The 25,549-nt window shown below is 67.1% G+C and carries 23 protein-coding genes and 1 pseudogene; 16 read left to right on the top strand and 8 right to left on the bottom strand.

What is annotated here, in order from left to right; genetic code table 11:
• Positions 1-55: 55 nt before the first annotated feature.
• Positions 56-787: a GntR family transcriptional regulator gene (locus tag KXD97_RS28310; RefSeq protein ID WP_260754274.1), complete on the top strand. Its 732-nt coding sequence runs from the start codon at positions 56-58 to the stop codon at positions 785-787.
• Positions 788-879: 92 nt separating this feature from the next.
• Here the strand turns inward: KXD97_RS28310 and KXD97_RS28305 are convergent, their stop codons facing one another.
• A complete protein-coding gene (locus KXD97_RS28305; RefSeq protein WP_260754273.1) occupies positions 880-1,662 on the bottom strand; it encodes a TIM barrel protein in 783 nt (260 codons plus the stop codon).
• Positions 1,663-1,850: 188 nt separating this feature from the next.
• Here KXD97_RS28305 and KXD97_RS28300 point away from each other — a divergent pair, with 188 nt between their 5' ends.
• The 5 genes from KXD97_RS28300 to KXD97_RS28280 all read left to right on the top strand — a co-directional run bounded on the left by KXD97_RS28300 (position 1,851) and on the right by KXD97_RS28280 (position 6,319).
• A complete protein-coding gene (locus tag KXD97_RS28300; RefSeq protein ID WP_260754272.1) occupies positions 1,851-2,843 on the top strand; it encodes a LacI family DNA-binding transcriptional regulator in 993 nt (330 codons plus the stop codon).
• A 167-nt stretch (positions 2,844-3,010) separates the two neighbouring features.
• Complete coding sequence (locus KXD97_RS28295) at positions 3,011-4,027, top strand: substrate-binding domain-containing protein (protein ID WP_396884585.1); 1,017 nt, start codon at positions 3,011-3,013, stop codon at positions 4,025-4,027.
• On the top strand, positions 4,027-5,085 hold the full coding sequence (locus KXD97_RS28290) for an ABC transporter permease (protein WP_260754270.1): 1,059 nt from the start codon (positions 4,027-4,029) through the stop codon (positions 5,083-5,085). The genes KXD97_RS28295 and KXD97_RS28290 overlap by 1 nt, the downstream gene beginning before the upstream one ends.
• 4 nt (positions 5,086-5,089) lie before the next feature.
• Positions 5,090-5,914, top strand: coding sequence for an ATP-binding cassette domain-containing protein (locus KXD97_RS28285; RefSeq protein WP_260754268.1), 825 nt, complete (start codon positions 5,090-5,092; stop codon positions 5,912-5,914).
• 264 nt (positions 5,915-6,178) lie between these two features.
• Entirely contained in the window at positions 6,179-6,319 is a 141-nt protein-coding gene (locus KXD97_RS28280) for a hypothetical protein (RefSeq protein WP_260754266.1), read from the top strand.
• A gap of 19 nt (positions 6,320-6,338) precedes the next feature.
• Here KXD97_RS28280 and KXD97_RS28275 read toward each other — a convergent pair whose 3' ends face one another.
• From KXD97_RS28275 to KXD97_RS28260, 4 genes are read right to left on the bottom strand one after another with little or no spacing between them, the layout of a single operon-like run.
• The gene (locus tag KXD97_RS28275) at positions 6,339-7,301 is read right to left on the bottom strand and encodes a Gfo/Idh/MocA family protein (protein ID WP_260754265.1); all 963 of its coding nucleotides are present in this window, start codon (positions 7,299-7,301) and stop codon (positions 6,339-6,341) included.
• Positions 7,298-8,170: a sugar phosphate isomerase/epimerase gene (locus KXD97_RS28270; RefSeq protein ID WP_260754262.1), complete on the bottom strand. Its 873-nt coding sequence runs from the start codon at positions 8,168-8,170 to the stop codon at positions 7,298-7,300. Before KXD97_RS28270 ends, KXD97_RS28275 begins: the two co-directional genes overlap by 4 nt.
• Positions 8,167-9,171: a Gfo/Idh/MocA family oxidoreductase gene (locus tag KXD97_RS28265; protein WP_260754260.1), complete on the bottom strand. Its 1,005-nt coding sequence runs from the start codon at positions 9,169-9,171 to the stop codon at positions 8,167-8,169. Before KXD97_RS28265 ends, KXD97_RS28270 begins: the two co-directional genes overlap by 4 nt.
• Positions 9,168-10,376 (bottom strand): phytanoyl-CoA dioxygenase family protein, encoded by a 1,209-nt coding sequence (locus tag KXD97_RS28260; RefSeq protein ID WP_260754259.1) that lies wholly within the window; start codon positions 10,374-10,376, stop codon positions 9,168-9,170. The genes KXD97_RS28265 and KXD97_RS28260 overlap by 4 nt, the downstream gene beginning before the upstream one ends.
• Positions 10,377-10,443: 67 nt before the next feature.
• On the opposite strand from KXD97_RS28260, the gene KXD97_RS28255 reads away from it, so the two are divergent.
• The 7 genes and pseudogenes from KXD97_RS28255 (at position 10,444) to KXD97_RS28225 (ending at position 20,035) form a co-directional block, all read left to right on the top strand.
• Entirely contained in the window at positions 10,444-11,454 is a 1,011-nt protein-coding gene (locus KXD97_RS28255) for a LacI family DNA-binding transcriptional regulator (RefSeq protein ID WP_260754257.1), read from the top strand.
• Between the two features lie 323 nt (positions 11,455-11,777).
• Positions 11,778-13,745, top strand: a complete 1,968-nt coding sequence (locus KXD97_RS28250) for a 2-oxoacid:acceptor oxidoreductase subunit alpha (RefSeq protein ID WP_260754254.1) — start codon at positions 11,778-11,780, stop codon at positions 13,743-13,745.
• A gap of 28 nt (positions 13,746-13,773) precedes the next feature.
• Entirely contained in the window at positions 13,774-14,856 is a 1,083-nt protein-coding gene (locus KXD97_RS28245; RefSeq protein ID WP_260754253.1) for a 2-oxoacid:ferredoxin oxidoreductase subunit beta, read from the top strand.
• 46 nt (positions 14,857-14,902) lie between these two features.
• Positions 14,903-15,544, top strand: coding sequence for a molybdenum cofactor guanylyltransferase (gene mobA, locus KXD97_RS28240; protein WP_260754252.1), 642 nt, complete (start codon positions 14,903-14,905; stop codon positions 15,542-15,544).
• Positions 15,545-16,519: 975 nt separating this feature from the next.
• Positions 16,520-18,166, top strand: a complete 1,647-nt coding sequence (locus KXD97_RS28235; protein WP_260754251.1) for an IS1634 family transposase — start codon at positions 16,520-16,522, stop codon at positions 18,164-18,166.
• A gap of 887 nt (positions 18,167-19,053) precedes the next feature.
• A pseudogene (locus tag KXD97_RS28230) lies at positions 19,054-19,287 on the top strand (transglycosylase family protein); the annotation flags it as partial.
• 241 nt (positions 19,288-19,528) lie between these two features.
• Entirely contained in the window at positions 19,529-20,035 is a 507-nt protein-coding gene (locus KXD97_RS28225) for a transglycosylase family protein (RefSeq protein ID WP_260754249.1), read from the top strand.
• A gap of 31 nt (positions 20,036-20,066) precedes the next feature.
• Here the strand turns inward: KXD97_RS28225 and KXD97_RS28220 are convergent, their stop codons facing one another.
• Entirely contained in the window at positions 20,067-21,233 is a 1,167-nt protein-coding gene (locus KXD97_RS28220; protein WP_260754248.1) for an FAD-dependent oxidoreductase, read from the bottom strand.
• 116 nt (positions 21,234-21,349) lie between these two features.
• Between KXD97_RS28220 and KXD97_RS28215 the strand changes: the two genes are divergently transcribed.
• The 3 genes from KXD97_RS28215 to KXD97_RS28205 are packed head-to-tail and all read left to right on the top strand — an operon-like array spanning position 21,350 to position 23,816.
• On the top strand, positions 21,350-21,895 hold the full coding sequence (locus KXD97_RS28215; protein WP_260754246.1) for a dimethylamine monooxygenase subunit DmmA family protein: 546 nt from the start codon (positions 21,350-21,352) through the stop codon (positions 21,893-21,895).
• A gap of 2 nt (positions 21,896-21,897) precedes the next feature.
• The gene (locus tag KXD97_RS28210; RefSeq protein ID WP_396885540.1) at positions 21,898-22,842 is read left to right on the top strand and encodes a PDR/VanB family oxidoreductase; all 945 of its coding nucleotides are present in this window, start codon (positions 21,898-21,900) and stop codon (positions 22,840-22,842) included.
• Positions 22,839-23,816 (top strand): DUF3445 domain-containing protein, encoded by a 978-nt coding sequence (locus tag KXD97_RS28205; RefSeq protein ID WP_260754243.1) that lies wholly within the window; start codon positions 22,839-22,841, stop codon positions 23,814-23,816. Before KXD97_RS28210 ends, KXD97_RS28205 begins: the two co-directional genes overlap by 4 nt.
• 122 nt (positions 23,817-23,938) lie before the next feature.
• Here KXD97_RS28205 and KXD97_RS28200 read toward each other — a convergent pair whose 3' ends face one another.
• Positions 23,939-24,157, bottom strand: coding sequence for a hypothetical protein (locus KXD97_RS28200; protein ID WP_260754241.1), 219 nt, complete (start codon positions 24,155-24,157; stop codon positions 23,939-23,941).
• Positions 24,158-25,492: an ammonium transporter gene (locus tag KXD97_RS28195; protein ID WP_260754238.1), complete on the bottom strand. Its 1,335-nt coding sequence runs from the start codon at positions 25,490-25,492 to the stop codon at positions 24,158-24,160.
• Positions 25,493-25,549 lie beyond the last annotated feature (57 nt).

Here is a 25,549-nt window from a genome sequence, read left to right as displayed (position 1 = left end):
ATCGATGTTAGTATTCAGCTACTCTTGACCCGCCCTATACGAGATCGGAGCGGACGTGCCCCTGACTGTGGAGCTCGACAGGTCAAGCCCGGTTCCGCTGTACTACCAGCTGGCCCAGGCGATCGAGGCTGCGATCAGAAATGGCGAACTCGCGCCCGGGGACCGGTTCGAAAACGAACTCGCGTTGGCGAAGCGTCTGACGCTGTCCCGCCCGACCACCCGCCGGGCGATCCAAGAGCTCGTCGACAAGGGGCTGCTGGTCCGCAAGCGCGGAGTCGGCACCCAGGTGGTGCAGAACCCGGTGCACCGCCGGGTGGAACTGACCAGTCTGTTCGACGACCTCGCCCGCGCCGGCCAGGAGCCGACCACGCGATTGCTCAAGTACGAGGTCGGCCCGCCCGACGAGGAGACCGCCCGCGAGCTGAATCTGGCCGAAGGCCGGGAGGTCGCGTCGATCCACCGGTTGCGGTGCGCGAACGGCGAGCCGCTGGCCCTGATGGTGAACCATCTGCCCGCCGACATCGCGCCCGACGCCGACGAGTTGGAGAGCAACGGTCTGTACCAGTCGCTGCGGACCCGCGGTGTGCACATCCGGCTGGCCCGCCAGCGGATCGGCGCCCGCAGCGCGACCCGCGCGGAGGCTCACCTGCTCGATGAGAAGTCCAACGCGCCGCTACTGACCATGACGCGTACCGCCTTCGACGACTCCGGTGCCGCCGTGGAGTTCGGCAACCACTGCTACCGCGCATCGCGTTACTACTTCGACACCACGCTCGTCGACCGCTGACCCATCCCGGCGACCTCTTCTGCGCCGAAATCGCATTCCACGCGGCGAAAACGCGGAAAGTTCCGCGTGGAATGCGATTTCGGCGGGGGAGGTCAGGTGAAGGCGGCGCGGAAGGCTTCCAGCGCGGCCTCGCTGCCCGCGAGTCCGGTGCCCGACGCCCAGGCCTCCATGCCGACGGTGCCGGTGTAGCCGAGCGTCCGCAGCGCCGCCGCGACAGCGGCGTAGTTGATCTCGCCGGTTCCGGGCTCGCAGCGGCCGGGCACATCGGCGATCTGGATCTCGCCGATCGCGCCACCGCAGCGGCGGAGCAGCTCGATCAGGTTCCCCTCGCCGATCTGCGCGTGATACAGATCGAGCATCATCTTCACGTTCGGGTGGTTCACGCCTTCGACCAGCGCGAGCGTGTCCTTGGCGCGGGCCAGCGGCACACCGGGGTGGTCGACGATCGTGTTCAGGTTCTCGACGCAGAACGTGACGCCGGCGGCGGCGCCGAGTTCGCCCAACCGCTCCAGGGTGCGGACCGCCGTGAGCCACATCTGCCCGGTGCTGCGCTGCCGGGGACGAGCCGCCTGCCCGTCGACGAGCTCGGCGGTGTGCAGGTTCAGCCGCGAGACCCCCAGCGTCTCAGCGGCTTTGATACTCAACTCCGCGGTCCGCACCACCTCGTCACAGCTGTCCGGATCGATCAGGTCGCCGTGCAGGTAACCCGTCATCGATGTGAACGCCGCGCCGGTCGCCGCCAGCGCGTCCAGATCTTTGTCGTGCCAGCTCCAGATCTCGACCGCGAAACCCAGGTCGTCGATGCGTTTCACCCTGTCCAGGATCGGCATATCGCGGAAGACCATCTCGGCGCACACCGCCAACTGAAAGCTCACTGCAGCAGTTCCTTTCGATGTCGCCGCCGCGGCGGCCGATGTCCGATGGCGCGGTCGGCGACCGAGCGAGGCGCGAGCACCGCATGCGAGCCATTGGCTACGCGCGTGGACTAGAACGTTCTAGGCCACGCTAGGCGGTGGGTCCGGATTTCGTCAACGGGGAAGCTGGAACGTTCTAGGCTGAGCGCATGCAACGGAGACCGACGCTCGCCGACGTGGCCGAGCGGGCCGGGGTGTCACGGGCGCTGGTGTCGATCGTGATGCGCGACGCCGCCGGCGCCAGCGAACTCACGCGCAAGCGGGTGAAGCGCGCGGCCGACGAGATCGGCTACCGCCCGGATCCGCAGGCCCGGCGTCTGCGTCAGCACCGGACCCGGCTTGTCGGCGTGAGCTTCTCGGCTCATCAGGAGTTCCATGCCGATCTCGTCGACGGCGTGTATGTCGCCGCCGAAGCCCTCGGCTACGACGTCGTGCTCAGTGCTGTGACGCCGCATCGCGACGAACGGCGAGCGCTGCGCACCCTTGTCGACGACCGTTGTGAGGGCCTGCTGCTCGTCGGGCCACAGTTGCCGACCCGCGCGCTCGATGAGTTGGCGGCGCAACTGCCGGTGGTGGTGATGGCGCGACGGGTGCGAAGCGTCGACGCGGTGCGCAGCGATGATGTGGCAGGTGCGGAGGCCGGGACGGCGCACCTGCTTGGGCTGGGACATCGCCGAATCCTCTATCTGGACGGCGGGACCGCGCCCGGCGCCGCCGAACGGCGGCGCGGCTACCGGCGCGCAGCCAGGGCTGCCGGAGTGTCCGAGCTCATCGCCACCGGCGGGCTCACCGAACAAGACGGCGCGGCTGCGGCGTGGGCGATGCTGGCGTCGGGAAAGCTGCCCGAGGCGGTCTTCGCGTTCAACGACCGGTGCGCAGTCGGTGTGATGGATGTGCTGATCCGATCGGGTGTCGCTGTGCCGCAGGACATTGCCATTCTCGGCTTCGACGACAGCCCCCTCGCCCGGCTGGCGCACATCCAGCTCACCACGATCCGCCAAGACAGCGGAGGTCTGGCGACGGCGGCGATGCAGCGCTTGGTGGCCCGGCTCGACGGTCAGGTCGATGACGGCGCGGTGGCCGACCTCGTGCGGGAGCCGACGCTGGTGGTGCGAGCATCGACCGCTGCGCCAACCTCCTGACCTGCATTGATTGGGACGGCTAAATGACATGCAGTCCTAATGTCAGGACAAAGTCTTGACTTTCCGGAGTGAGCCGTATTACATCACCTGTGAGGCGTGTCGCCCGGCACAGGCCTGTACTGGTCCGGCGGGCGTCGCGGCAGTCCCGAGGACAAGGAGAAACTGTGATGGGCGCTCGCGCGAAGAGCAACAAACCTGTGACGTTCAAGCGGCTCGCGGCGCTGGCGGGCGCGGGGGTCCTGGCATTCGGAATCGTGTCGTGTTCCTCCACCGGCGGAGCGCCCGAGGGGTCCGGCGAGGGTGGCGGCGGCGGCACGGTCGACACGCCGCGCATGACCATCGCAATGATCACCCATGAGGTGCCGGGTGACTCTTTCTGGGATCTGGTGCGCAAGGGCGCTGAGACGGCGGCGAAGAAAGACAACATCGAGCTGCGCTACTCCAACGATCCCGAGGCGCCCAATCAGGCCAACCTCGTGCAGTCGGCGATCGACAGCAACGTCGACGGCATCGCGGTCACGCTGGCCAAGCCGGACGCCATGCAGGCGGCAGTCAGAGCCGCTGAGGCGAAAGGGATTCCGGTCGTGGCGTTCAACGCGGGGATGGACGCCTGGAAGGGCATGGGCGTCAAGGAGTACTTCGGCCAGGACGGCCGCATCGCCGGTCAGGGAGTCGGTGACCGGCTCCGCAGCGAGAACGCCACCAAGGCCATTTGCGTGATCCAGGAGCAGGGACACGTCGACCTCGAGGCGCGCTGCGCCGGTGTCAAGGAGACGTTCCCGGCCACCGAGACCCTCAACGTCAACGGCAAGGACATGCCGTCGGTGGAGTCGACCATCACCGCCAAGTTGCAGCAGGATCCGAGCATCGACTACATCGTCACCCTCGGCGCTCCGTTCGCCCTGACCGCGGTGCAGTCGGCCCAGAACGCGGGCAGCACCGCCAAGATCGGCACCTTCGACACGAACGCCGCCCTGGTCGAGGCGATCCAGGCCGGTGACGTGCAGTGGGCCGTCGACCAGCAGCCCTACCTGCAGGGCTACCTCGCCGTCGACTCGCTGTGGCTGTACCTGACCAACGGCAATGTCATCGGCGGCGGCCAGCCGACCCTGACCGGGCCCGCCTTCATCGACAAGTCGAACATCGATGCGGTGGCTGAGTATGCGAAGGGCGGCACCCGATAATGTCCACCCAGCAGACTCTCGACGTCGCCGGCCACAAGGTGGTGCGCGACGAACGCGTCAAGGAACGAAACCGGCTGCAACGCATCCTGATCCGGCCCGAGATGGGCGCGGGCATCGGTGCCATCGGGATCTTCGTCTTCTTCCTGATCGTCGCGGAACCGTTCCGGGAGGCGTCGTCGCTGGCCACGGTTCTGTACGCCAGCTCCACGATCGGCATCATGGCTTGCGGTGTCGCGGTGCTCATGATCGGCGGTGAGTTCGACCTGTCGGCCGGCGTGGCCGTCACCTTCAGCTCGCTGGCCGCGTCGATGCTCGCCTACAACCTGCACCTGAATCTGTGGGTGGGCGCGCTGCTTTCGCTGATCCTGGCGCTGGCCGTCGGCTTCTTCAACGGCTTCCTGGTGATGAAGACCAAGATTCCGAGCTTCCTGATCACCTTGAGCACCTTCTTCATGCTCGCCGGCATCAACCTCGCGGTCACCAAGCTGGTGGCCGGGCAGGTCGCCACTCAGAGCGTCAGCGACATGCAGGGTTGGGACTCGGCGCAGAAGGTGTTCGCGTCGTCGTTCACGCTGTTCGGGGTCAGCATCCGGATCACCGTGGTGTGGTGGCTGGTGTTCACCGCGATCGCGACATGGGTGCTGTTCAAGACCAAGATCGGCAACTGGATCTTCGCGGTCGGCGGTGACAAGGACAGTGCCCGCGCCGTGGGTGTTCCGGTCACCAAGGTCAAGATCGGGCTGTTCATGTTCGTCGGGTTCTGCGCCTGGTTCGTCGGCATGCACCTACTGTTCGCGTTCAACACGGTGCAGTCGGGCCAGGGCATCGGCAACGAGTTCTTCTACATCATCGCCGCGGTCATCGGCGGATGCCTGCTGACCGGTGGGTACGGCACCGCGATCGGTGCGGCCATCGGTGCGTTCATCTTCGGCATGACCAACCAGGGCATCGTGTACGCGGGCTGGGACCCCGACTGGTTCAAGTTTTTCCTGGGCGCGATGCTGCTGTTCGCGGTGATCGCCAACAACGCCTTCCGCAACTACGCAGCAAAGAAGTGATTCGATGACTATCTCTGTCGAAAAGCCAAGCAGCGACGCGCAATCCGGTGGCAAGGCGCCTCTGGTCGAGCTGAAGAACGTCGGCAAGTCCTACGGCAACATCACCGCGCTCAAGGACATCTGCCTGCGGGTGCACGCCGGTGAGGTCACCGGCATCCTCGGCGACAACGGGGCCGGGAAGTCCACGCTGATCAAGATCATCGCCGGACTGCATCAGCAGACTGAAGGCGAGCTTCTCGTCGACGGCGCACCCACCAAGTTCGCCTCACCGGCCGAGGCGTTGGGCAAGGGCATCGCGACCGTCTACCAGAACCTGGCCGTCGTGCCGCTGATGCCGGTGTGGCGCAACTTCTTCCTCGGCCAGGAGCTGCGCAAGAAGTCGTTCCCGTTTTCGTTGGACGCCAACGCGATGCGCGCCACGACGTTGTCCGAGCTGTCGAAGATGGGCATCGACCTACCGGATGTCGACGTCCCGATAGGCTCCCTGTCGGGTGGTCAGAAGCAGTGTGTGGCAATCGCGCGGGCGGTGTTCTTCGGGGCACGGGTGCTGATCCTCGACGAGCCCACCGCCGCGTTGGGCGTCAAGCAGTCCGGGGTGGTGTTGAAATACATCACCGCTGCCAAGGAGGCCGGGTTCGGCGTGGTGTTCATCACGCACAACCCGCACCACGCGCACATGGTGGGTGACCACTTCGTCCTGCTCAACCGCGGCAGGCAGAAACTCGACTGCACCTACGACGACATCACCCTGGAGCACCTCACCCAGGAGATGGCCGGCGGCGACGAGCTCGAAGCGCTGTCCCACGAGCTGCGCGCCTCCAAAAACTGAGTCAGCGCCGGATCGCAGGCCCCGTGGACGGATTCGTCTGCGGGGCCTCCGGTCGTGCGTCAGCGCACGTCCAGGACGGCCTGCCGGCGACCCTGCCAGGGAGCAGCGACTCGGCGCCGGCCGATCTGCGGAGCGAGCCGGCAGTCGGCGAGCAGGTCCAGCGGGTGGCGCAGCCTGCCAGGACACCGAGGGTTCATGGTTTCGACATGATGTCGGTACCGCTGTCGACGAGCCCGATACGGATCCGGACGGCACAATGGCGTCATGACCAATGGCGAACCCCGGGCGCATGCCCCGGTTTGGCGTGACCCGCTGTCAGCGGGTTGGCGGGCGCACCGCGGTCTGATGCTGTTGCGCCTGCGCTGGCACGAGCGGCGCGGTGCAGGGGCTTCCCAGCAGGAGTGATCCGCCGGCGGGCTGCAGGTCAGCGCGGGTTCATGCCCGCGACGCGGTACGCCTCGTCGATGAGCGCCATGTTGGCCACCGCGTCGGCCGTGTCGAGCGGTAGCGGGGCGCCGTGGCGGACGTGATCGGCGAACGCCTCAAGCTGATATGTGTACGACGTGCGGATGCCGTGCCGTTCGACGGTGGTGCCGTCCTCGGTGCACAGCGTCAGCCTGTCGTCGCCGTGCGGCTTGATGAAGTCGTGCACGAATGCCTCTGCGCGCGTGCCGATCAGCCGCAGCGTGAACGAATACTCTTCGTCGACCATCGAATTGGCCGTCAATCCGGTCACCCCGGACGGGAACACCAGTTCCGCGTCGAACCGCTCGTCGACGCCGGGGCTGCGTTGCACCGCCGTCGCCGAAACCACCGACGGCGTGCCGAATCTGCGCAGGATGTGCAGCCCGTAGCAACCCAGGTCCATGAGTGCGCCACCGGCGAGCTCCAGCGACCAGCGCGGGTCGCCGGACGCCGGGGTCGGCATGCCCATCCGCACCTCGATGCGGCTCAGTTCGCCGAGGGTGCCGTCCCCGGCCAAGGCCAATGCCCGCTGCGTGACGGGGTGGAACAGGTAGTGGAAGCCCTCCATCACCGTGACCCCCGCGGCCTCGGCCGCGGCGGCGACCCGGGCCGCTTCCTCCCGGTTCCGGGCGAACGGTTTCTCCGTCAGCACCGGTTTGCCGGCCGTGACCGCGGCCAGGTTCCAGGGCGCGTGCAACGCGTTGGCCAGCGGGTTGTAGATGACGTCGACCTCCGGGTCGGTCACCACATCCTGGTAGGAGGGTACTACCCGCTCGACGCCGTACTTGTCTGCGAAAGACTTGGCCCGCAACGGATCCCGGGCGGCCACCGCAACCAGACGGTGCCCCAGCTCCTGGGCGGGTTCGACAATCGCCGATTCGGCGATCCGCGACGCGCCGAGGATACCGATCCGCAGCGTCACGACGAGATGCCGGCAGCCGCGCCCTGCAGGTACTCGACACTTGCCAGCACGTCGGCCAGTGGTCCGGCCTTGTCCGGCTCGCGGTCGAGGATGTTGTCCTGCTCCATCACGTACCAGCCGTCGAAGCCGTGGTCCTCCAACGTCTTCACAATGCCGGCGATGTCCACGTCGCCGGCGCCCAGCGGGACGTACATGCCCGCGGCCACGGCCTGGGTGTAGGTCATCTCACCGGACTGCACCTTGGCCGCCAGGCCGGCGTCGACGTCCTTGAGGTGGGCGTGCCTGATCCGTTCAGGCACCTCTTTGGTCAGCGCCAGCGGGTCGGTGCCCCCGATCAGCAGGTGACCGGTGTCCAGACACAGCGGAATCCGCGACCCGGCGAGCACGCGGTCGACCTCCGCGCGCGACTCCACCATGGTGCCGACGTGCGGATGCAGCACGGCGGTCAAACCGCGCGCGGCGACGACGTCGGCCAGCCGATCCAGGTTGGACAGCAGAGTCGCCCACTGTGTCTCGTCGAGGACGGGGCGTTCGTCGTAGCCGTCCAGGCCGGTGGCGGCGGCGAGTACGACAACTCCCGCGCCCGCGGCGACCAGCGACTCCAGCGGTCCGGCCAGGTCCTCGACCGGGTCGTGGTCGTCCTTGTACAACACCACCGGCACGAATCCGCCCACGCACGCGAGCCCGTAACCGTCGAGCAGTTGCACCAGTTCGGCGGTGTCAGTGGGCAGGAAACCCTCCGGCCCCAGTTCCGTTGCCGTCAAACCTGCCTGGCGCATCTCGGTCAGCACCCGATCGGAGCTGAGCTGATAGCCCCAGCCGGGAACCTCGCACACACCCCACGAAATCGGTGCACCCGCGATCTTCATTCCTTGACCTCCTCGATGCGCACCGGAACACCTCGGCGCAGTGACTCTGTGGCAGCTTCGGCGATCCATGCGACCTCCACCGCGTCGCTGACTGTGGCGCCCTGAATGGGGCCGCCTTCGACAACTTTCACAAAAGCGCCGAGCTCGGCGCGGAACGCCTCGGTGAACCGGTCCATGAAGAAATGGTGCGGCTGACCGGTAGGGAAGTCAGAGGACGGGTCGGCGTTGTGCACCGGGACACCCTGGTCCCAGCCCGCGACGACGGTGTCGTCGAAGCCATGCACCTCAAGGCGGCAGTCGTAGCCGCGGCCGTTGTACCGGGCCGCGGACACCACACCCAACGCGCCGCCGTCGAACCGCACCACCACGGCGGCGGTGTCGACGTCGCCGTACTCGGCGAACAGCGGGTCGCCCTGCACGCTGCCGGTGGCGTACACCTCCACGACGTTCTGCCCGGTGACCCAGCGGATCACGTCGAAATCGTGCACGGCGCAGTCGCGGAAGATGCCGCCGGAACCCTTGATGTAGTCCATCGGCGGGGGAGCGGGATCCATCGTGGTGCTGCGAACAGTGTGCAGCGCGCCCAGCGTGCCGTTGTCGACGGCCTGCTTCACCGCCGCGAAGGCGGCATCGAATCGGCGCTGATAGCCCACCTGGACGGCCACTCCCGAACGGGTGATCGCCTCGGCGACGCGGGCGCTCTCGGCGGCGGTGGACGCGATCGGCTTCTCGCAGAACGTCGGCAGCCCGCGCTCGACGGCGGCCAGAGTCAACTCCGCGTGCGCGGGAGTGGCCGCCGCGACGACCACGCCATCGATGCCCGAGGACAACAGCTTCTCGACCGATTCCACCGGCGTGGCACCGTATTTGGCGGCCACCTCGCTGACGACGTCGGGCCGTTCGTCGGTGATGACGAGGCCGGACACCTCCGGCAGATTGATCAGCGTCTCGGCGTGGAACGCCCCGATCCGGCCGAGGCCGATGAGTCCGAGGGTGGTCATGGGTTTCTCCGTTCGTTGTGATCGCGAAGCGCGATGTCGAGTTCGTCCGCGGTGAGGTTTGCGGCCAGTGCGTCGAGCACGGTGTCGACCTGGCTCAGTGGGGCCAGGCTGCCGATGGGTTGGTCGCTGTCCAGGTTGGTCGGGAACGCATAGCCCTCGGCGGTGGCCACCACGGCGTTCTCCACGTCGCGGTGCGGCCGGCCGGCGGCTTGCATGGCCAACAGGGCGGGATAGACGGCGCGCACCATCGCGGTGCGGTCCAGCGCCTCCATGGCCCGGCCGAACGGTGAGCTGATCTGCATCAGGTTCGCGATGCGGCGGATGTCGGCCGAGACGTTGGTGCCCGCACCGTGATACAGCGCCGGATTGAAGAACACCGCGTCGCCGGTGCGCAGCGGCAGCTGGACGTGATGCGCGGCGAAGTAGTCGATGAACGCGGGCCGGTTGAACGCGAGGTAGCCGCCGGTGAAGCGCTGCGAATGGGGCAGCAGCATGGTCGGCCCGCTCTCGACGGGCATGTCGCAGTGCGCGACGGCGCCCTGCAGCGTCAGCGTCGGGGACGTGCGGTGGATGTGCGCCGGATAGGCGGACAGGTGCTGCTCGGGAACGAAGCCGAGGTGGTAATCCCGGTGCGGCACCTGGGCTTTGCCGCCCGGATTGACGACGTTGACCTGTGAGGTGACCTGGTAGCGCGGCCCCAGCCAGGCCTGGCAGACGACCGCGAGGGCGTCGTTGGCGTAGTAGTCGGCGAACACCTGCGGGTCGTGCAGCGCCAGCTTCTGCGCGGCGTTCCAGATGCGGTCGTTCGCGCCGGGCGCACCGAAGTGGTCCCCAGCGGCGAGGCCAGCCGCGCGCTGGGCCTCGATGAGCGCGAAGAACGCGTCGTTGGTGCGGTCCACGACGTCGGTGTCGAAGGCCTCGGTGAACACCACGACGCCGGGGCCGTCGGCCAGCGCCCGGATCAGCTCGGCCTGCAACGCGCGTCGGTCGGTCGTGCGGGCCATCGCCGGCGCGGAGTAGACGAGCACGTTGTCGCGTACCTCGCGGGCGTGCGGGTAAACGCTGAGGTCGGTGTCGCGCTCGACCTGGCGGCGAAATTCGTCGAGGTCGAGGTCAGAGTCATCCAGCCACGGGCTGGGCGCGGTGTTGAGCGGTGCTGCCACGCCGCCTAGTCTTGCTGTGATCAGCACCGCAATCAACGGCATGAATCCATCAAAAACACCTCAGCGGTCGCGGCCGGCCGGCGGCCACTGCGCGGGAGAGGAGAGCCACGTGCCGCACAGGTACAAGGTGCGCGAGATCGCGCAGCAGGCCGGGCTCAGCGAGGCGACCGTGGACCGCGTGCTGCACAACCGGCCGGGGGTCCGCGAGAACACCGTGGCCGAGGTGAGGCAGGCGATCGCCGACCTGGACAAGCAGCGGGCCCAGCTGCGGCTCAACGGCCGGCGTTATCTGGTCGATGTGGTCATGCAGACCCCGCAGCGGTTCTCCGACGCATTTCGTGCGGCCGTGGAGGCCGAACTGCCCGCGTTCGCACCGGCGATGATGCGGGCCCGGTTTCATCTGTGGGAGTCCGGTTCCCCTGCGCAGACGGTGGAGGCGCTGGACAGGATCCGGGGCAGCCACGGGGTGGTGCTCAAGGCGCCCGACGATTCCGCGGTGGCCGAGGCCGTCGACCGGCTCGTCGAGTCCGGGGTCCCGGTGGTGACCTACACGACCGATGTGCCGTCGAGTGCGCGGTGCGGCTATGTGGGCATCGACAACCACGGCGCCGGCGTCACGGCGGCCTACCTGATGCAGCAGTGGCTCGGGGACGCACCGTCCGATGTGCTGATCACCCTGAGTCGCACGGTGTTCCGCGGGGAAGGCGAGCGGGAGGTCGGGTTCCGTTCGGCGCTGCGCCCGTCGGGACGCGCGATCGTCGAGGTCAGTGACAGCGACGGCATCGACGCCACCAATGAGCGTCTGGTGCTCGAGGCGCTCAAGGCCAACCCCGGCGTGCGGGCGGTCTACTCGGTCGGTGGCGGCAACGTGGCGACGGTCGCGGCGTTCGAGAAACTCGAGCGGGAGTGCAGGGTGTTCATCGCGCACGACCTGGACGCCGACAATCGGCGGCTGCTGCGTGATGGCCGGATCTCGGCGGTGCTGCACAACGATCTGCGTGCCGACGCCCGCCTCGCGCTACGCCTGATCCTGCAGGAGCAGGGCGCTTTGCCGGCGGAGCCCGTGCGGCCGGTGCCGATCCAGGTGGTGACGCCCTACAACGTGCCCGTCCATCACTGACCCCAAGGTCGCAGGTGCTAGCTGGCAGCTACTGATGGGTAACCGTTTCTAAGAAAACGGCGTCGCGCCGAGGTGTCTTGTAAACGTGACGAACAACACAATTTTGTCTCATCGTGACTGCGGGCGACGCGCTGAACTGTGCGTTCGGTGAGGCGGCCCCGAAACGTCGCCGCGTCGGCTGGTATAGGACGGCCTAAGAGAAGTGCAATAATCGGTACTGCTAGTGACACCAAATTGTGGTGGACACCCATTCGCGGCGCGTTGCGTCGACTGCGACTCGGTGGGTATTCGCCAGATGTGGCCCTGACAGCACCGGGCAGCTCATGGAAGGCAGGCGAGTGGGAGAGAACGGCAACGCGGCCGCAACGCCTCGGCAGAAGCTGGAAAAAGTCGTCATCCGGTTCGCCGGCGACTCCGGTGACGGAATGCAGCTCACCGGCGACCGGTTCACCTCCGAGGCCGCGCTCTTCGGCAACGACCTGGCCACCCAGCCGAACTACCCGGCCGAGATCCGCGCCCCTCAGGGCACCCTGCCCGGCGTGTCGTCGTTCCAGATCCAGATCGCCGATTACGACATCCTCACCGCCGGTGACCGTCCCGATGTGCTGGTCGCGATGAACCCCGCCGCGCTCAAGGCCAACGTGTCGGACCTGCCCCGGGGCGGCCTGATCATCGCGAACTCCGACGAGTTCACCAAGCGCAACCTCGCCAAGGTCGGCTACGACGCCAACCCGCTGGAGAGCGACGAACTCTCGGACTATGTCGTGCAGGCGGTCCCGATGACGACCCTGACGCTCGGCGCGGTCGAATCCATCGGGGCCACCAAGAAGGACGGCCAGCGCGCCAAGAACATGTTCGCGCTCGGGCTGCTGTCGTGGATGTACGGCCGCGAACTGGAGCACAGCGAGGCCTTCATCCGGGAGAAGTTCGCCCGTAAGCCCGATGTCGCCGAGGCCAACGTGCTGGCGCTCAAGGCAGGGTGGAACTACGGCGAGACCACCGAGGCGTTCGGCACCACCTACGAGGTTTCCCCGGCCAAGCTCAAGACCGGCGAATACCGGCAGATCTCCGGCAACACCGCGCTGGCCTACGGCTTGATCTCCGCTGGGCACCTCGCCGACCTGCAGATCGTGCTCGGCACATACCCGATCACCCCGGCCTCGGACATCCTCCACGAGCTGTCCAAGCACAAGAACTTCAACGTGCTGACGTTCCAGGCCGAGGATGAGATCGCCGGTATCGGCGCGGCCATCGGCGCGTCATACGGGGGCGCGCTCGGTGTCACGAGCACGTCGGGGCCCGGCGTCTCGTTGAAGTCCGAGGCGATCGGCCTGGCCGTGATGACCGAGCTGCCGCTGATCGTCATCGACGTCCAGCGCGGCGGGCCTTCGACGGGTCTGCCCACCAAGACCGAACAGGCCGACCTGCTGCAGGCGATGTTCGGCCGCAACGGCGAGTCGCCGGTGGCCGTGCTGGCCCCGCGTTCGCCGTCGGACTGCTTCGACATTGCCGTGGAGGCCGCGCGGATCGCGATCGACTACCACACCCCGGTGATGATCCTGTCCGACGGTGCGATCGCCAACGGCTCGGAGCCGTGGCGGATCCCGGACGTGTCCTCCTACGACAAGATCGAGCACACCTTCGCCAAGGAAGGTGAGCCCTTCCAGCCGTACGCCCGCGATCCCGAGACGCTGGCCCGCCAGTTCGCGGTCCCTGGCACTCCCGGGCTGGCGCACCGGATCGGTGGCCTGGAATCGGCCAACGGCTCGGGCAACATCTCGTACGAGCCCAAGAACCACGACCTGATGGTCCGCCTGCGCAACGAGAAGATCGCCGGGATCGCGGTGCCCGACCTCGAGGTCGACGATCCGACCGGCGATGCCGAGCTGCTGATGCTGGGCTGGGGCAGCAGCTACGGCCCGATCGGTGAGGCCTGCCGGCGCGCACGCCGCAACGGCATCAGGGTCGCGCACGCGCAGCTGCGGCACCTCAACCCGTTCCCCGCGAACCTGGGCGAGGTGCTCAACCGCTACGCCAGGGTGGTCGTCCCAGAGATGAACCTCGGCCAGCTCGCGTTGCTGCTGCGTGGGAAGTATCTGGTCGACGTACAGTCGGTGACCAAGGTGGAAGGGATGGCGTTCCTCGCCGACGAGGTGGAGGGCATCATCGACGCCGCGCTGGAGGGAACGCTCGGCGACAAGGAAATCGAGAAGGCCAAGTTCGCGCGGCTGGCCGCGGCCACCATCGAGGCCCCGGCGACCGACGCGACTGGTGTGGGAGCGAACGCATGACCGACGAGCACTTGCGCGAGGAGCCGAAATGACCGACCTGATCGGCAGTGACCTGGGGCTGACTCCGTCCGGCCTGACCAAGACCAGCCTGGTCCCGACGACCGACCAGCCGCAGAAGGCCAAGGACTTCACCAGCGACCAGGAGGTCCGCTGGTGCCCCGGTTGCGGCGACTACGTCATCCTCAACACGATCCGCAACTTCTTGCCCGAGCTGGGTCTGCGTCGCGAGAACATCGCGTTCGTCAGCGGCATCGGCTGCTCCAGCCGGTTCCCGTACTACCTGGAGACCTACGGCTTCCACTCGATCCACGGTCGCGCCCCCACCATCGCCACCGGCCTCGCGCTCGCGCGCGAGGACCTCTCGGTGTGGGTGGTCACCGGTGACGGTGACGCGCTGTCGATCGGCGGCAACCACCTCATCCACGCGCTGCGCCGCAACATCAACATCACGATCCTGCTGTTCAACAACCGGATCTACGGTCTGACCAAGGGGCAGTACTCGCCGACCTCGGAGACGGGCAAGGTCACCAAGTCGACGCCGATGGGCTCGCTGGACTACCCGTTCAACCCGGTCTCCCTGGCGCTCGGCGCCGAGGCGACCTTCGTGGGCCGCGCACTGGACTCGGACCGCAAGGGACTGTCCGAGGTGCTTCGCGGCGCCGCCCAGCACCGCGGTGCGGCGCTGGTGGAGATCATGCAGGACTGCCCGATCTTCAACGACGGCTCGTTCGACGCGCTGCGCAAGGAAGGCGCCGAGGAGCGGCTGATCAACATCACCCACGGACAGCCGATCACCTTCGGTCCTGACAGTGAGTACTGCGTGGTCAAGTCCGGATACGGGCTGGAGGTCGCCAAGACCGCCGACGTGTCGGCCGACGAGATCGTGGTCCACGACGCGACGGTCGAGGATCCGGCGTACGCGTTCGCGCTGTCGCGGCTGTCCGAGCAGAACCTCGACCACATGGTCATGGGGATCTTCCGTCAGGTCAGCAAGCCGACCTACGACGACGCGGCCCGTCAGCAGCTGGCCACCGCGCGCGAGACCAGGGCGCACGACACCGCTGCCCTGCAGTCGCTGCTGCGCGGTAAAGACACCTGGACAGTCGACTGATCCGACTGGCTGACCCAGCCTAGGTAGCTGCGCTAACGTCACCGGTGTGACGTCACCGCTGCCGTTGGCTGCTGTCGTACTCGCCGGGGGAGCCTCCCGGCGGATGGGTCGGGACAAGGCCACGTTGACCGTCGACGGGCCCTCGGGGTCCGTCACCCTTGTCGAGCGCGTGGTCGCCGTGGTGCGTGAACGCTGCGATCCGGTCTTCGTGGTCGCCGCCCCCGGTCAGGCGTTGCCAGACCTGGATGCCGTCGTGCTGCGCGACGAGATCCGCGGCGTGGGGCCGCTGCTGGCGGCCGGGCGGGGTCTGCGTGCCGCCGCCGAATCAGGCCGCGCGCACGCGTTCCTGTGTGCGGTCGACATGCCGGCGCTGACCTCCGAGGTGATCGATGTCCTCGCCGCCCCCGCGGGCCGGTTGGATGCGGACGTGGTGCTCCCGTGGGACGGGCGCGACCACTACCTCGCGGGTATCTACCGAACGGCCCTGCACACCGTCGTCTCGGAGCTGCTCGCGGCGGGGGAGCGCAGCATGCGGTCGCTGGTGAATGCGGTCGACACCCAACGGATCGTGCTGCCGCCCCAGCCGTCCCTGGCCAACGTCAACACGGCAGACGAGCTGGCCGCAGTTGTGCCGCCGCGATTGTCCCAGCAAATTGCCATTGATTCCTTTAACAATGACTATCGCTAATTCCTTGCCCGAAATCGGCCAATTCCTCGTATTTACTGTCGTAATGTTTGACAGCTGTCAGGATGGTCGGGTGTGACGGCATGGCCGATTGTCGACCACGTTGTCGTGTTGCGCGCCAACCGGTTTCAGTCTTGATCGGGATGAAAGCCGGTCAATTCGAGCGCTTTTCGCCCTGACAAGCGCGATTGAACCGGTTCGCCGGAATTAGAGACGGTACCCGTATTCGTTGCCGGCGTCTCGGTTTGGTGTCCGGGGGGTGCTTCGGCCGCTGGTCGACCCAAGTCGTGCCGCAGCGAACACGGCTAACCTGCAAGAGGATTCGGCCGAGGGGGCTGTGCGCCGGGCTGCGGTGGTTCACTGACGTCCATCGAAATCGGTTGCAGGAAAGGGGAATTAGATGATGGCAGGGAAGCGGTGATCGTCCCGGGCCAGCGAACCGACTCGCCCGCGACGGGCGCATCGACAAGCCGATCAAGGCTTCTTGCGTGCGATGCGGCGACTCTGAGCGGTCTGCGGTCCGCGACGCAAGTGGTCCAGCTCACAAAAAACCGGTGATTTGACTCACTTTCGCCGGACTGGCGGTCTGTCCTGACGCCTGCGTCAAACATCCATCTGACCTGCACGGACGGCGAACGCTCCCCGTCGTGATCATTCCGTGATCTGCGTGCGACACGTTCTCCGGCGATATGACTTTGGCCGGATCGGTTTGTACGGTCCCAAACAGCTTCTTACGGAGCAAATAACTCAAAACCACGAACCAGCGTGTGAGTGGGGCCGGGGCGGCCGAGTCGGTCGTCCGGGCCGTCGGGTTTTCCGATCCGGCGAGGTCTCCAGGTGACCTCCCCTGTTGTGCCTGACCGAGACCTGAGTTGGGTCACTTTGGTCAGTTTTGTAGGGTGGCGGTGTCTTGAGCTGGGGTGATGTCTCCGCTTAGTGCCCCTGCTAGGCACTAATTTGGGTCAGTAGGCTGCCTGGATGGTGTGGATTCGGCGGGTGCGCACGGCCTCGGGCGCGACCGCGGTCCAGATCGCCGAATCCGTCGATGGCCGCCGCCGGATCGTGCGCCATGTGGGCTCTGCGCGTGATGACGCCGAGCTGGGTCTGCTGCTCGAGGAGGCCCGCCGGCTGTTGGCCGATGACACCCAAGGCGAGTTGGATCTGGGGATCACGCTGAAAGCCGTTCGGGCCCATATGGTTCCACCGCCAGCTGGCATGCTGTTCACCGAGGATGCTGGAGAATCCGCAGTACGGGAGTTGGTGGTGCGGCCGCGGGTGCTCAAGAGCTGCAGCGGGCTGCTGTATGACGCCCTGGCGCAGGTGTATGCCAGCCTGGGGTTCGACGACGCGGTCGGCGATGAGGTCTTCCGTGACCTGGTCATCGCCCGGGTGGTCGAGCCGACCAGCCTGCTCGACGCCGATCGGGTCCTCGCCGAGCTGGGACGTACCTCAGCGTCACTGTCGACCCGCAAGCGCACCCTGCGCCGTGCCCGCGGTGGTGGTTACCGCGACCAGATCGCCGCAGCGTGTTTCGCCCACGCCCGCACCGCCGGTGATGTCAGCCTGGTGCTTGACGACGTCACGACCCTGTATTTCGAGGCCGACAAGGAAGACGACCTACGCCGCGTGGGGTACTCCAAGGAACGCCGAGTGGACCCGCAGATCGTGGTCGGGTTGCTGGTCGATCGGTGCGGATTCCCCTTGGAAATCGGCTGTTTCGAAGGAAACAAGGCCGAAACTCTGACGATCGTGCCGATCGTGAAGGCATTCCAAGCCCGCCACGAGATCACCGACATTGTCGTCGTCGCTGATGCGGGCATGCTGGCCAGCGGCAATCTGCGCGAACTTGATGAGGCAGGGTTGCGGTTCATCGTCGGATCGAGGGTTACCAAAGCGCCCAACGATCTGGCCTCGCACTTCCATTGGCACGGCGACTTCTTCACCGATGGCCAGATCATCGACACCATCACCCCACGCGATCGACGCGGCACCGCGACCAAGACCAGCGACCCCAAGCGCAAAGCCGAGCCCGTCTGGGATCCGGCGACCCACACCAAGTCCTGGCGGGCGGTGTGGGCGTACTCGACCAAACGCGCGGTGCGCGACACCAAGACGCTCAACCTGCAGGAGAACAAGGCCCGCGCGGTCGTCGCCGGCGAGAAAGCCGCGCGGGTACCGCGGTTCATCAAGAACTGCAACGGTTCCCAAGAATTTGACGAGGCGTCGTTGCAGCGCGCCCGCCGCTTGGTCGGGCTCAAGGGCTACGTCACCAACATCGACGCCGCACTGATGCCCGCGACCGAAGTGATCGCCAGCTACCACGACCTCTGGCACGTCGAGGCGTCCTTCCGGATGTCCAAATCCGACCTCGCTGCCCGGCCCATGTTCGCCCGCACCCGCGACGCCATCGAAGCCCACCTGACCATCGTGTTCACCGCCCTGGCCGTCAGCCGCGAAGTCCAGACCCGCACCGGCCTGTCACTGCGCCGATTCCTACGCACCCTCAAACCCCTGCGATCAGCCACCATCGACCTCAACGGCGTCATCGCCACCTACCCGCCAGCCCTAAACACCGAGGTCAACGCAATCCTCAACGCACTGAACGCCGAGAATTCAAGGCACTAAGCCAAATGACCCAACTCGGGCCGGAATTAGAGACGGTACCCGTATTCGTTGCCGGCGTCTCGGTTTGGTGTCCGGGGGGTGCTTCGGCCGCTGGTCGACCCAAGTCGTGCCGCAGCGAACACGGCTAACCTGCAAGAGGATTCGGCCGAGGGGGCTGTGCGCCGGGCTGCGGTGGTTCACTGACGTCCATCGAAATCGGTTGCAGGAAAGGGGAATTAGATGATGGCAGGGAAGCGGTGATCGCCCCGGGCCAGCGAACCGACTCGCCCGCGACGGGCGCATCGACAAGCCGATCAAGGCTTCTTGCGTGCGATGCGGCGACTCTGAGCGGTCTGCGGTCCGCGACGCAAGTGGTCCAGCTCACAAAAAGCCGGTGATTTGACTCACTTTCGCCGGACTGGCGGTCTGTCCTGACCCCTGCGTCAAACATCCATCTGACCTGCACGGACGGCGAACGCTCCCCGTCGTGATCATTCCGTGATCTGCGTGCGACACGTTCTCCGGCGATATGACTTTGGCCGGATCGCTTTGTACGGTCCCAAACAGCTTCTTACGGAGCAAATAACTCAAAACCACGAACCAGCGTGTGAGTGGGGCCGGGGCGGCCGAGTCGGTCGTCCGGGCCGTCGGGTTTTCCGATCCGGCGAGGTCTCCAGGTGACCTCCCCTGTTGTGCCTGACCGAGACGGCGCAACCCAAATCACCGCCTGCTGTGCAGGCATCACACCCGTGTGACACCGCGTGTCCATGGGCGTCCTTGGCGCGCGCTCGGCGAAAGGACAAATCTTGAAGAACATCCGCAAGACGTTTGGGCTGGCCGCTTTTGCCGGGGCGCTCGCCATCGCGCCGATGGCTGCCGTCACTGGCTTGGCGGCCGGCACCGCGAATGCGGACGGCGTCAACTGGGACGCTGTGGCTGCCTGCGAGTCCGGCGGCAACTGGTCGATCAACACCGGAAACGGTTACTACGGCGGCCTGCAGTTCACCATGAGCACGTGGCAGTCCAACGGCGGCTCGGGTGCCCCGCACCAGGCCAGCCGCGAGGAGCAGATCCGCGTCGCCAACAACGTCCTGCAGAGCCAGGGCATCGGTGCGTGGCCGACCTGCGGCGGGCGCGGCTGACCGCCGACGAACGCGACCAAGAAGCGGTGCCGACCCCGTCGGCACCGCTTCTCGTTTCTTCTGCCCCTCTGGCGCCGTCCTTCTCAGACGCCTCTTACGTCAGATAAGTAACTGTTAAAACTTTCGTCTCTTCGCTAACAGGTGATGCGCATCACTCGACAGTGCAGGTAACCGCGTCGTGAAAGCTCCACCACTTCACTGCGGGCCTTGAGTCACAAACGGTCGGGGAAGGACCGCAGAGATGAACGTTCGTACCGCAGTCAACAAGGGCCTGATGGCCGCCGCGATCTCCGGAGCCCTGGCCGTCGTGCCGATGGCACTGGACGGCACCACCGCCACCGCCCACGCCGACTCCGTCAACTGGGATGCGATCGCGAAGTGCGAGTCGGGCGGAAACTGGGCCATCAACACCGGCAACGGACACTTCGGCGGACTGCAGTTCAAGCAGGCCACCTGGTTGGCCAACGGCGGCGTGGGCAACCCGGCCAGCGCTTCCCGGCACGAGCAGATCCGCGTCGCCGAGAACGTGCTGCGCACCCAGGGCCTGAAGGCCTGGCCGAAGTGCGGCGCCAAGGGCATGGCCGCCCAGGTCTGGGGCAACCCGGCTCCGGCGGCACCGGCCACGGTCCCTTCGACCACCACGGGCAGGGCCAACGGCTGCGCCACGATGCCCACCTCGGTCTTCGGCGGCGTGCTGGACCTCCGCAAGATGTGCACCGCGCTGTTCACGCCGCGCTCGGCGCGCTGACCGGAGAGCCGCGCCGAGCACGACCCGGCGGTCAGCCGGCCGCGTCGCGGACAGTGGGCAGGACAAAGGCGGCACCGGCTGCGATCGAGGCCAGGTGGCGCGTCACCGCCCACTCCGGGATCAGCGTGCTCGCCCGGCTGGCGAGGCCGCTGAGCGCCGCCGGCCGCAGATTGACGATGCGGCCGATCGCGGCGGATTCACGCACCAGCGGGCGCACCCGCTTCTTGCGAAACACCGCGAATTTCGCGAACGCGGTCGGCAGGTCGGGGCACAACTCGACGAACCTCGCCAGGATCGCCGCGTCCTCCAGGCCCTGACAGCCGCCCTGTCCCAGGTGCGGTCGCATCGGATGGGCGGCGTCGCCGATGATCACGGTCGGGCCGCGAGACCAGTGGTCGGGTTGGGCGCGGTCGTAGAGGTCGTTGCGCAGAAGGTCGGCCGGATCCGTCGCCGCCAGCAGCGCCGGGATCGGATCAGCCCATCCGGACAGCTTCGCGCTCAGGTAGGCATGTTCGCCGCCCGGGGCTCTGCTGCCCTCGGGGGCGCGTTCGGTGGCGAACCAGTAAGTGTGGTCGGGGCCGAGCGGGACATGTCCGACCTCGGTGCCCGCCGCCATGGTCTCGCCGGCCAGCGCCGGATCCAGCCGGTATGCCGCGACGCCTCGCCATGCGGTGTACCCGACGTATCGGCTGCGCAGCGGGCCGTTGAGCGTGCGCGCCAGCGTCGAGTTCACCCCGTCGGCGCCAACCACCGCGTCGGCGTCGCGGACGCCGCCGTCTGACAAGGTGAGCTGCACCGAGGACTCGGCGATCGACACCCCCGTCACCGCCGTCCCGGTCCGCACGGTCCCCGGGGGCAAGCTGTTCACAAGAATGTCGGTCAGCGCCGACCGTCGCACGACGACCAGGGGCTCACCGAGCGCGGTGACGATCCGCTGCGCCGAGGGGCGGCGCAGCCACGAGCCGTCGCGCCAGCGGATCGCGCCGGCGGTCACGCGTCCGCCGGCGCGCCTGACGTCCTCCCCAAGGCCGATGCGGTCCAGTGCGGCCAGCGCGTTCGGCCAGATGCTGATGCCCGCGCCCGAACTCACGTCGGTGCGTTGTTCCAGCACCGTCACGTCGTGCCCGCAGTGCCGCAGCGCGACGGCCGCCGCGAGACCGGCGATTCCGGCGCCGATCACGATGGTGTGCCCCGACATGCACCGACCCTAGCGATATGCGTCAAGTGGACGAGACAGCGCGGTCACACGGCCGAAACGCACCGCTGGTTTCCTGAACGGCAACCCCGTCAACCGTCGGTATACCGGAGGGTGTCATGAGACCTGCGCTCGAGCTGACCAGTGTGCCCGAATGGGCGGTGCGGCCGACCCAACCGGCCGCCGACCTCTCCGGTCGGTGCTGGACGATCATCGCGATCGGCGCCGCCGGGATGCAGGTCGCTCAGCGCTGGAGCGCTGAGATCGCCGCTGTGTCAGCCCAATCCGAGGTCCGTCTGCATCCGACGCCTGACGGTGACGACGGCGAGTCGGCGTGTACGGCGCTGCGCCGGGATCTCGCCGACGCCCGGGTGGGGTGGCGCCTGATGATCGCCGGTCCGGCGAGTGCCTGTCTCAAGGTGCGGGCCGAGGCCCTCGCGGCCGGTGTCGCCGACGACGAGATGACCGTCGGCTCGACCGAGGTAGCCCGGCGCGCGGTGCGTTGCGTGCACTGCCGGACGGTCACCACCGCCTCCGTGGCTCTGGAGGACGTCCTGGTGTGCGCCGGGTGTGCGCGCAATATAGTTGTGCACTACCATGTTTCGAGGCTGCAGGGTGCCCACCTGGGGTACATGGCCGACGCCGAGCAGCAGGTGGCGTCGTGAACATGCGCAGGCTCGCCGTCGCCGCGGTCGACGACACCTTCGACGGTATCCGGACCCTGACACTGGTCGACCCCGACGGGGGTGCGCTGCCGTCGTTCACTCCCGGCAGTCACCTCGTCGTGGAGTGCGCAGGACCGGGGTCGCCGGTCAACGCCTACTCGCTGACCGGCGAGGCCACCGCACCTGCGGCCTATGTGATCTCGGTGTTGCGGGCAGGTCGCGACGGTGCTCCGAGCGGTTCACGCTGGATCCATGACGAGCTCACCCCGGGTGACACGGTGCTAGCCCGTCCGCCACGCAGCGCGTTCCCCCCGATCCTGCGGGCCCGCCGACATCTGTTGGTAGCGGCGGGGATCGGCATCACGCCTATGGTCTCGCATCTGCGCAGCGCTCGATTGTGGGGTCGCGATGCGCGACTGCTCTACATCCACCGTCGCGGCCGGGGCGTCTACGCCGATCTCGTCCGCGAGCTCACCGAGCACGTGTCGATCCACACCCGCCGTGCCGATCTCGTCGCCGAGTTGACCGCGAGCCTGGCCGATCAGCCGCTCGGAACGCACCTTTACGTGTGTGGCCCGGCCGGTTTCATCGACGTCGTCACGGCCTCCGCGGTCGAACTAGGGTGGCCGGCCAGCCGTATCCACGTCGAGCACTTCGGAATCGACGCACTCGATCCGGGCGAACCGTTCGCGGTGCGGCTGTCCTCCGACGCGGAGGAGTTCACCGTCGATGCCGGTGTTTCGTTGCTCGACGCGCTCGAAGGACGCGGGATCGAAGTGCCCAACCTCTGCCGCCGGGGCGTGTGCGGAGAGTGTCGAATTCCGGTGTCGGGCGGGGTCATCGAGCACCGCGACCTGTACCTGACCGACGACGAGAAGAATGCGGGGGATTCGATGATGGCCTGTGTGTCCCGGGCCCGGGGCCAGAGCCTGGAGTTGGCGCTGTGATCTCGGCGCCCGACCTTATCGCGACGTTCCCGTTCCCGTTCGCCACCGACCAGTATCGGTACAGCACCAATGTGGAGCCGGCAGGTGCGGTGGTGCCGACCCCGGCCGGAGGGTGGGGGGAGCGGGTGGTCGACATCGACAGCGAATACGAGCGCGAACTGGCTGAGCGCGCAACGATTCTGGCTGCCGATCCGAGCAGGTACGCGGTGCTGGCGCACATGCGGCCGGCGTGCTGGGATGCGATGCTGACATTGATGCGTGAGATGGCGGCGGCGTACCCGGATGTCATGTCCGTGCAACGGCACGGCGCCGGGTGGCGCTGGCGCAACGACCGGCTGGGCCTGGTGCAGGATTTCGTCGTCGGTGACGACGCGACCCTGCCCGCCGAGCCGCTGGCCTACATCGCCGCGCAGGTCCAGGAGGACATCGTGCTGCTCGACCAGCGCGACGGGGATCTGTTCGGCGATGCCGGCGTGGTGACCTTCGCCGCCGACTGGTCGTTCGGGTTCGACGTGGGCATGACGTTCCTGGAGATCCACGGACCTGTACCGCGGTTGCGTGCAACGGGCGTGATCACCCGCGCCCGGGAGTTCCTGATGCGGTTGCAGCCCGGGGAGACCTATCGGCGCACCAACTGGACGTTGACCGTCGGTCGCCGCCTCGACGTTTCGACCGAGCGCTACCACGAGTGGGGCCCGGACCGGACCACGATCCAGACCGTCCCTGACGAGCAGTTCGGACGTCTGGTGCACCTGCGCGTCGAGGTGCAGCATCTGATCCGCCTGCCGGAGTCGGGATCGGTCTGTTTCCTGATCCGTACCTATCTGCTCCCGCTGGCCGACCTGGTCGCATTCGACCCGTGGCGGCAGGCCACCGCGGCGGTGCTGGCCGACCTGCCCGCGGACATGGCCGAATACAAGGGCATCATCGCCTACCGCGACCGTGCGGTGCAGTGGCTGCGCAACGCCGGCTGAAGGTCGGCCGACGGCGGCACCCCGTGCGCCCTGCGGACGCAGAATCGCCCGAATCCACAACGGATTCGGGCGATTCTGTCTGTGCTCGCGAGCGGCCGGTGACCGCACGCGCATTGCGGCGCTCAGTAGGGGGTCGGTTCTCCTTCGGCCGCCGGTCCCGGCTCCACCGGTTGATGTTCGATGATCGCGTTGTACGCCTTGTTCTCGTGCTGGATCATCCGAACGAAGAACCCGACGAACAACATCACCGCCAGCAGGAAGCACAGCCAGACTCCCACGGAGTAGCCGCCGAACGTGAACACCACCCCGGCGTCCTCATAGCTGTCGATCGGGCTGAACATCTACTTCACCTCCATTGCGCCGATGAGGGCCTTGCCGCCGTTGACGGGCATGACCGTCAACGGGATGCCCTCCGGGTACGGCGTCGCGGGCACCTCGCTCAGGTCCAGACCCTGTTCCTCGACCTCCTTCGGAATCCGCAGCAGGCCAACCTTCTTCAGCCCCAGCGAGACGAGGTAGGCGGGGATGAAGCCGAGCGCCGCGAACACCACCGCACCGACCGCCTGGCCCCACAGCGAGATCGACGGGTTGCCGTCGGTGTTCGGGTAGCCCGCCAGGAACACACCGGCCATCAGTACCGAATACAGTCCGACCCCGCCGTGCACCGCCACGGCGCCGACCACGTCGTCGATCTTGAACTTCTCCAACAGCTTTCCGATGTAGGGGATCAACGCACCGGCGCCCAGCGCGAGCACGAACGCCAGCGCGGGGTGATAGAGGTCCATGCCGGACGCGACCCCGATGATGCCGGCCAGCCCACCCGAGATGGTCCAGAACGGTTCACCGCGCGAGGTCATGTAGGCCCCGATGATGCCGCCGGCCAGACCCATCAGTGTGTTGAAGGCGAACGCGCTCAACGTGGTCGGGCTGGCATAGATCGTGCTGAACCCGTCGCCGGCGTAGATGACACAGCCCATCAGGAAGCCGAAGAAGCCGGTGAAGATCAACATCAGGCCCAGCATGGTCAGCGGCAGGTTGTGCGGGCGAATCGTCATGGCCTTGCCGTCCGGCAGGAACCGTCCGATGCGCGGGCCGAGGTTGATCAGGATGCCCAGGGTCGCGAAGCCGGCGATCATGTGCACGCAACCGGCGGCGCCGACGTCGTGAAAGCCCAGTTTGGTCAGCATCCAACCGGCGCCGTGCCAGCCCCACGCCGCCCCGATGATCCAGGTCACCGACCCCACGAGCACGGTCAGAACCAGGAACCCACTGGTCCGGATGCGTTCCAGCACAGCGCCGGACATGATCGAACCGGTGGTGGCGGCGAACAGCGCGAACGCCCCCCAGAAGATGCCGCTGGCCGGGTCCGCGACGTTCGGGCCCATGTTGTCGCCCCACGGCAGCGCGGCCTTGGCCGCGTCGTTGAACTCGATGAAGCCGCTGGGCATCGCGTTGTAGAGGAACCAGCCGACGAAGAAGAACGACGCGACGATCGTCGCCAGCGCCAGAAGGTTCTTCATCGCCGTGGCGAGCACGTTCTTCGACCGCGAGGCGCCGACCTCGTAGGCGAGGAAGCCGGCGTGGATGAGCATCATCAACGCGATCGACATCCAATAGAAGAACTCGTTGTTGACTGCGGCCATGGACGCCAAGGCGTCCTCGACTTCGGGTGTCAATGGGACCTCCGCCGGGTCTGTTGGGGTGGTTTCCCGGAACACGGTTTATTCGTAGTG

The organism is Mycobacterium sp. SMC-8 (genome assembly GCF_025263565.1).
Lineage (GTDB): Bacteria > Actinomycetota > Actinomycetes > Mycobacteriales > Mycobacteriaceae > Mycobacterium.
Note: the sequence above shows the minus strand (reverse complement) of the source record. Positions and strands in the feature narration are given on the sequence as shown.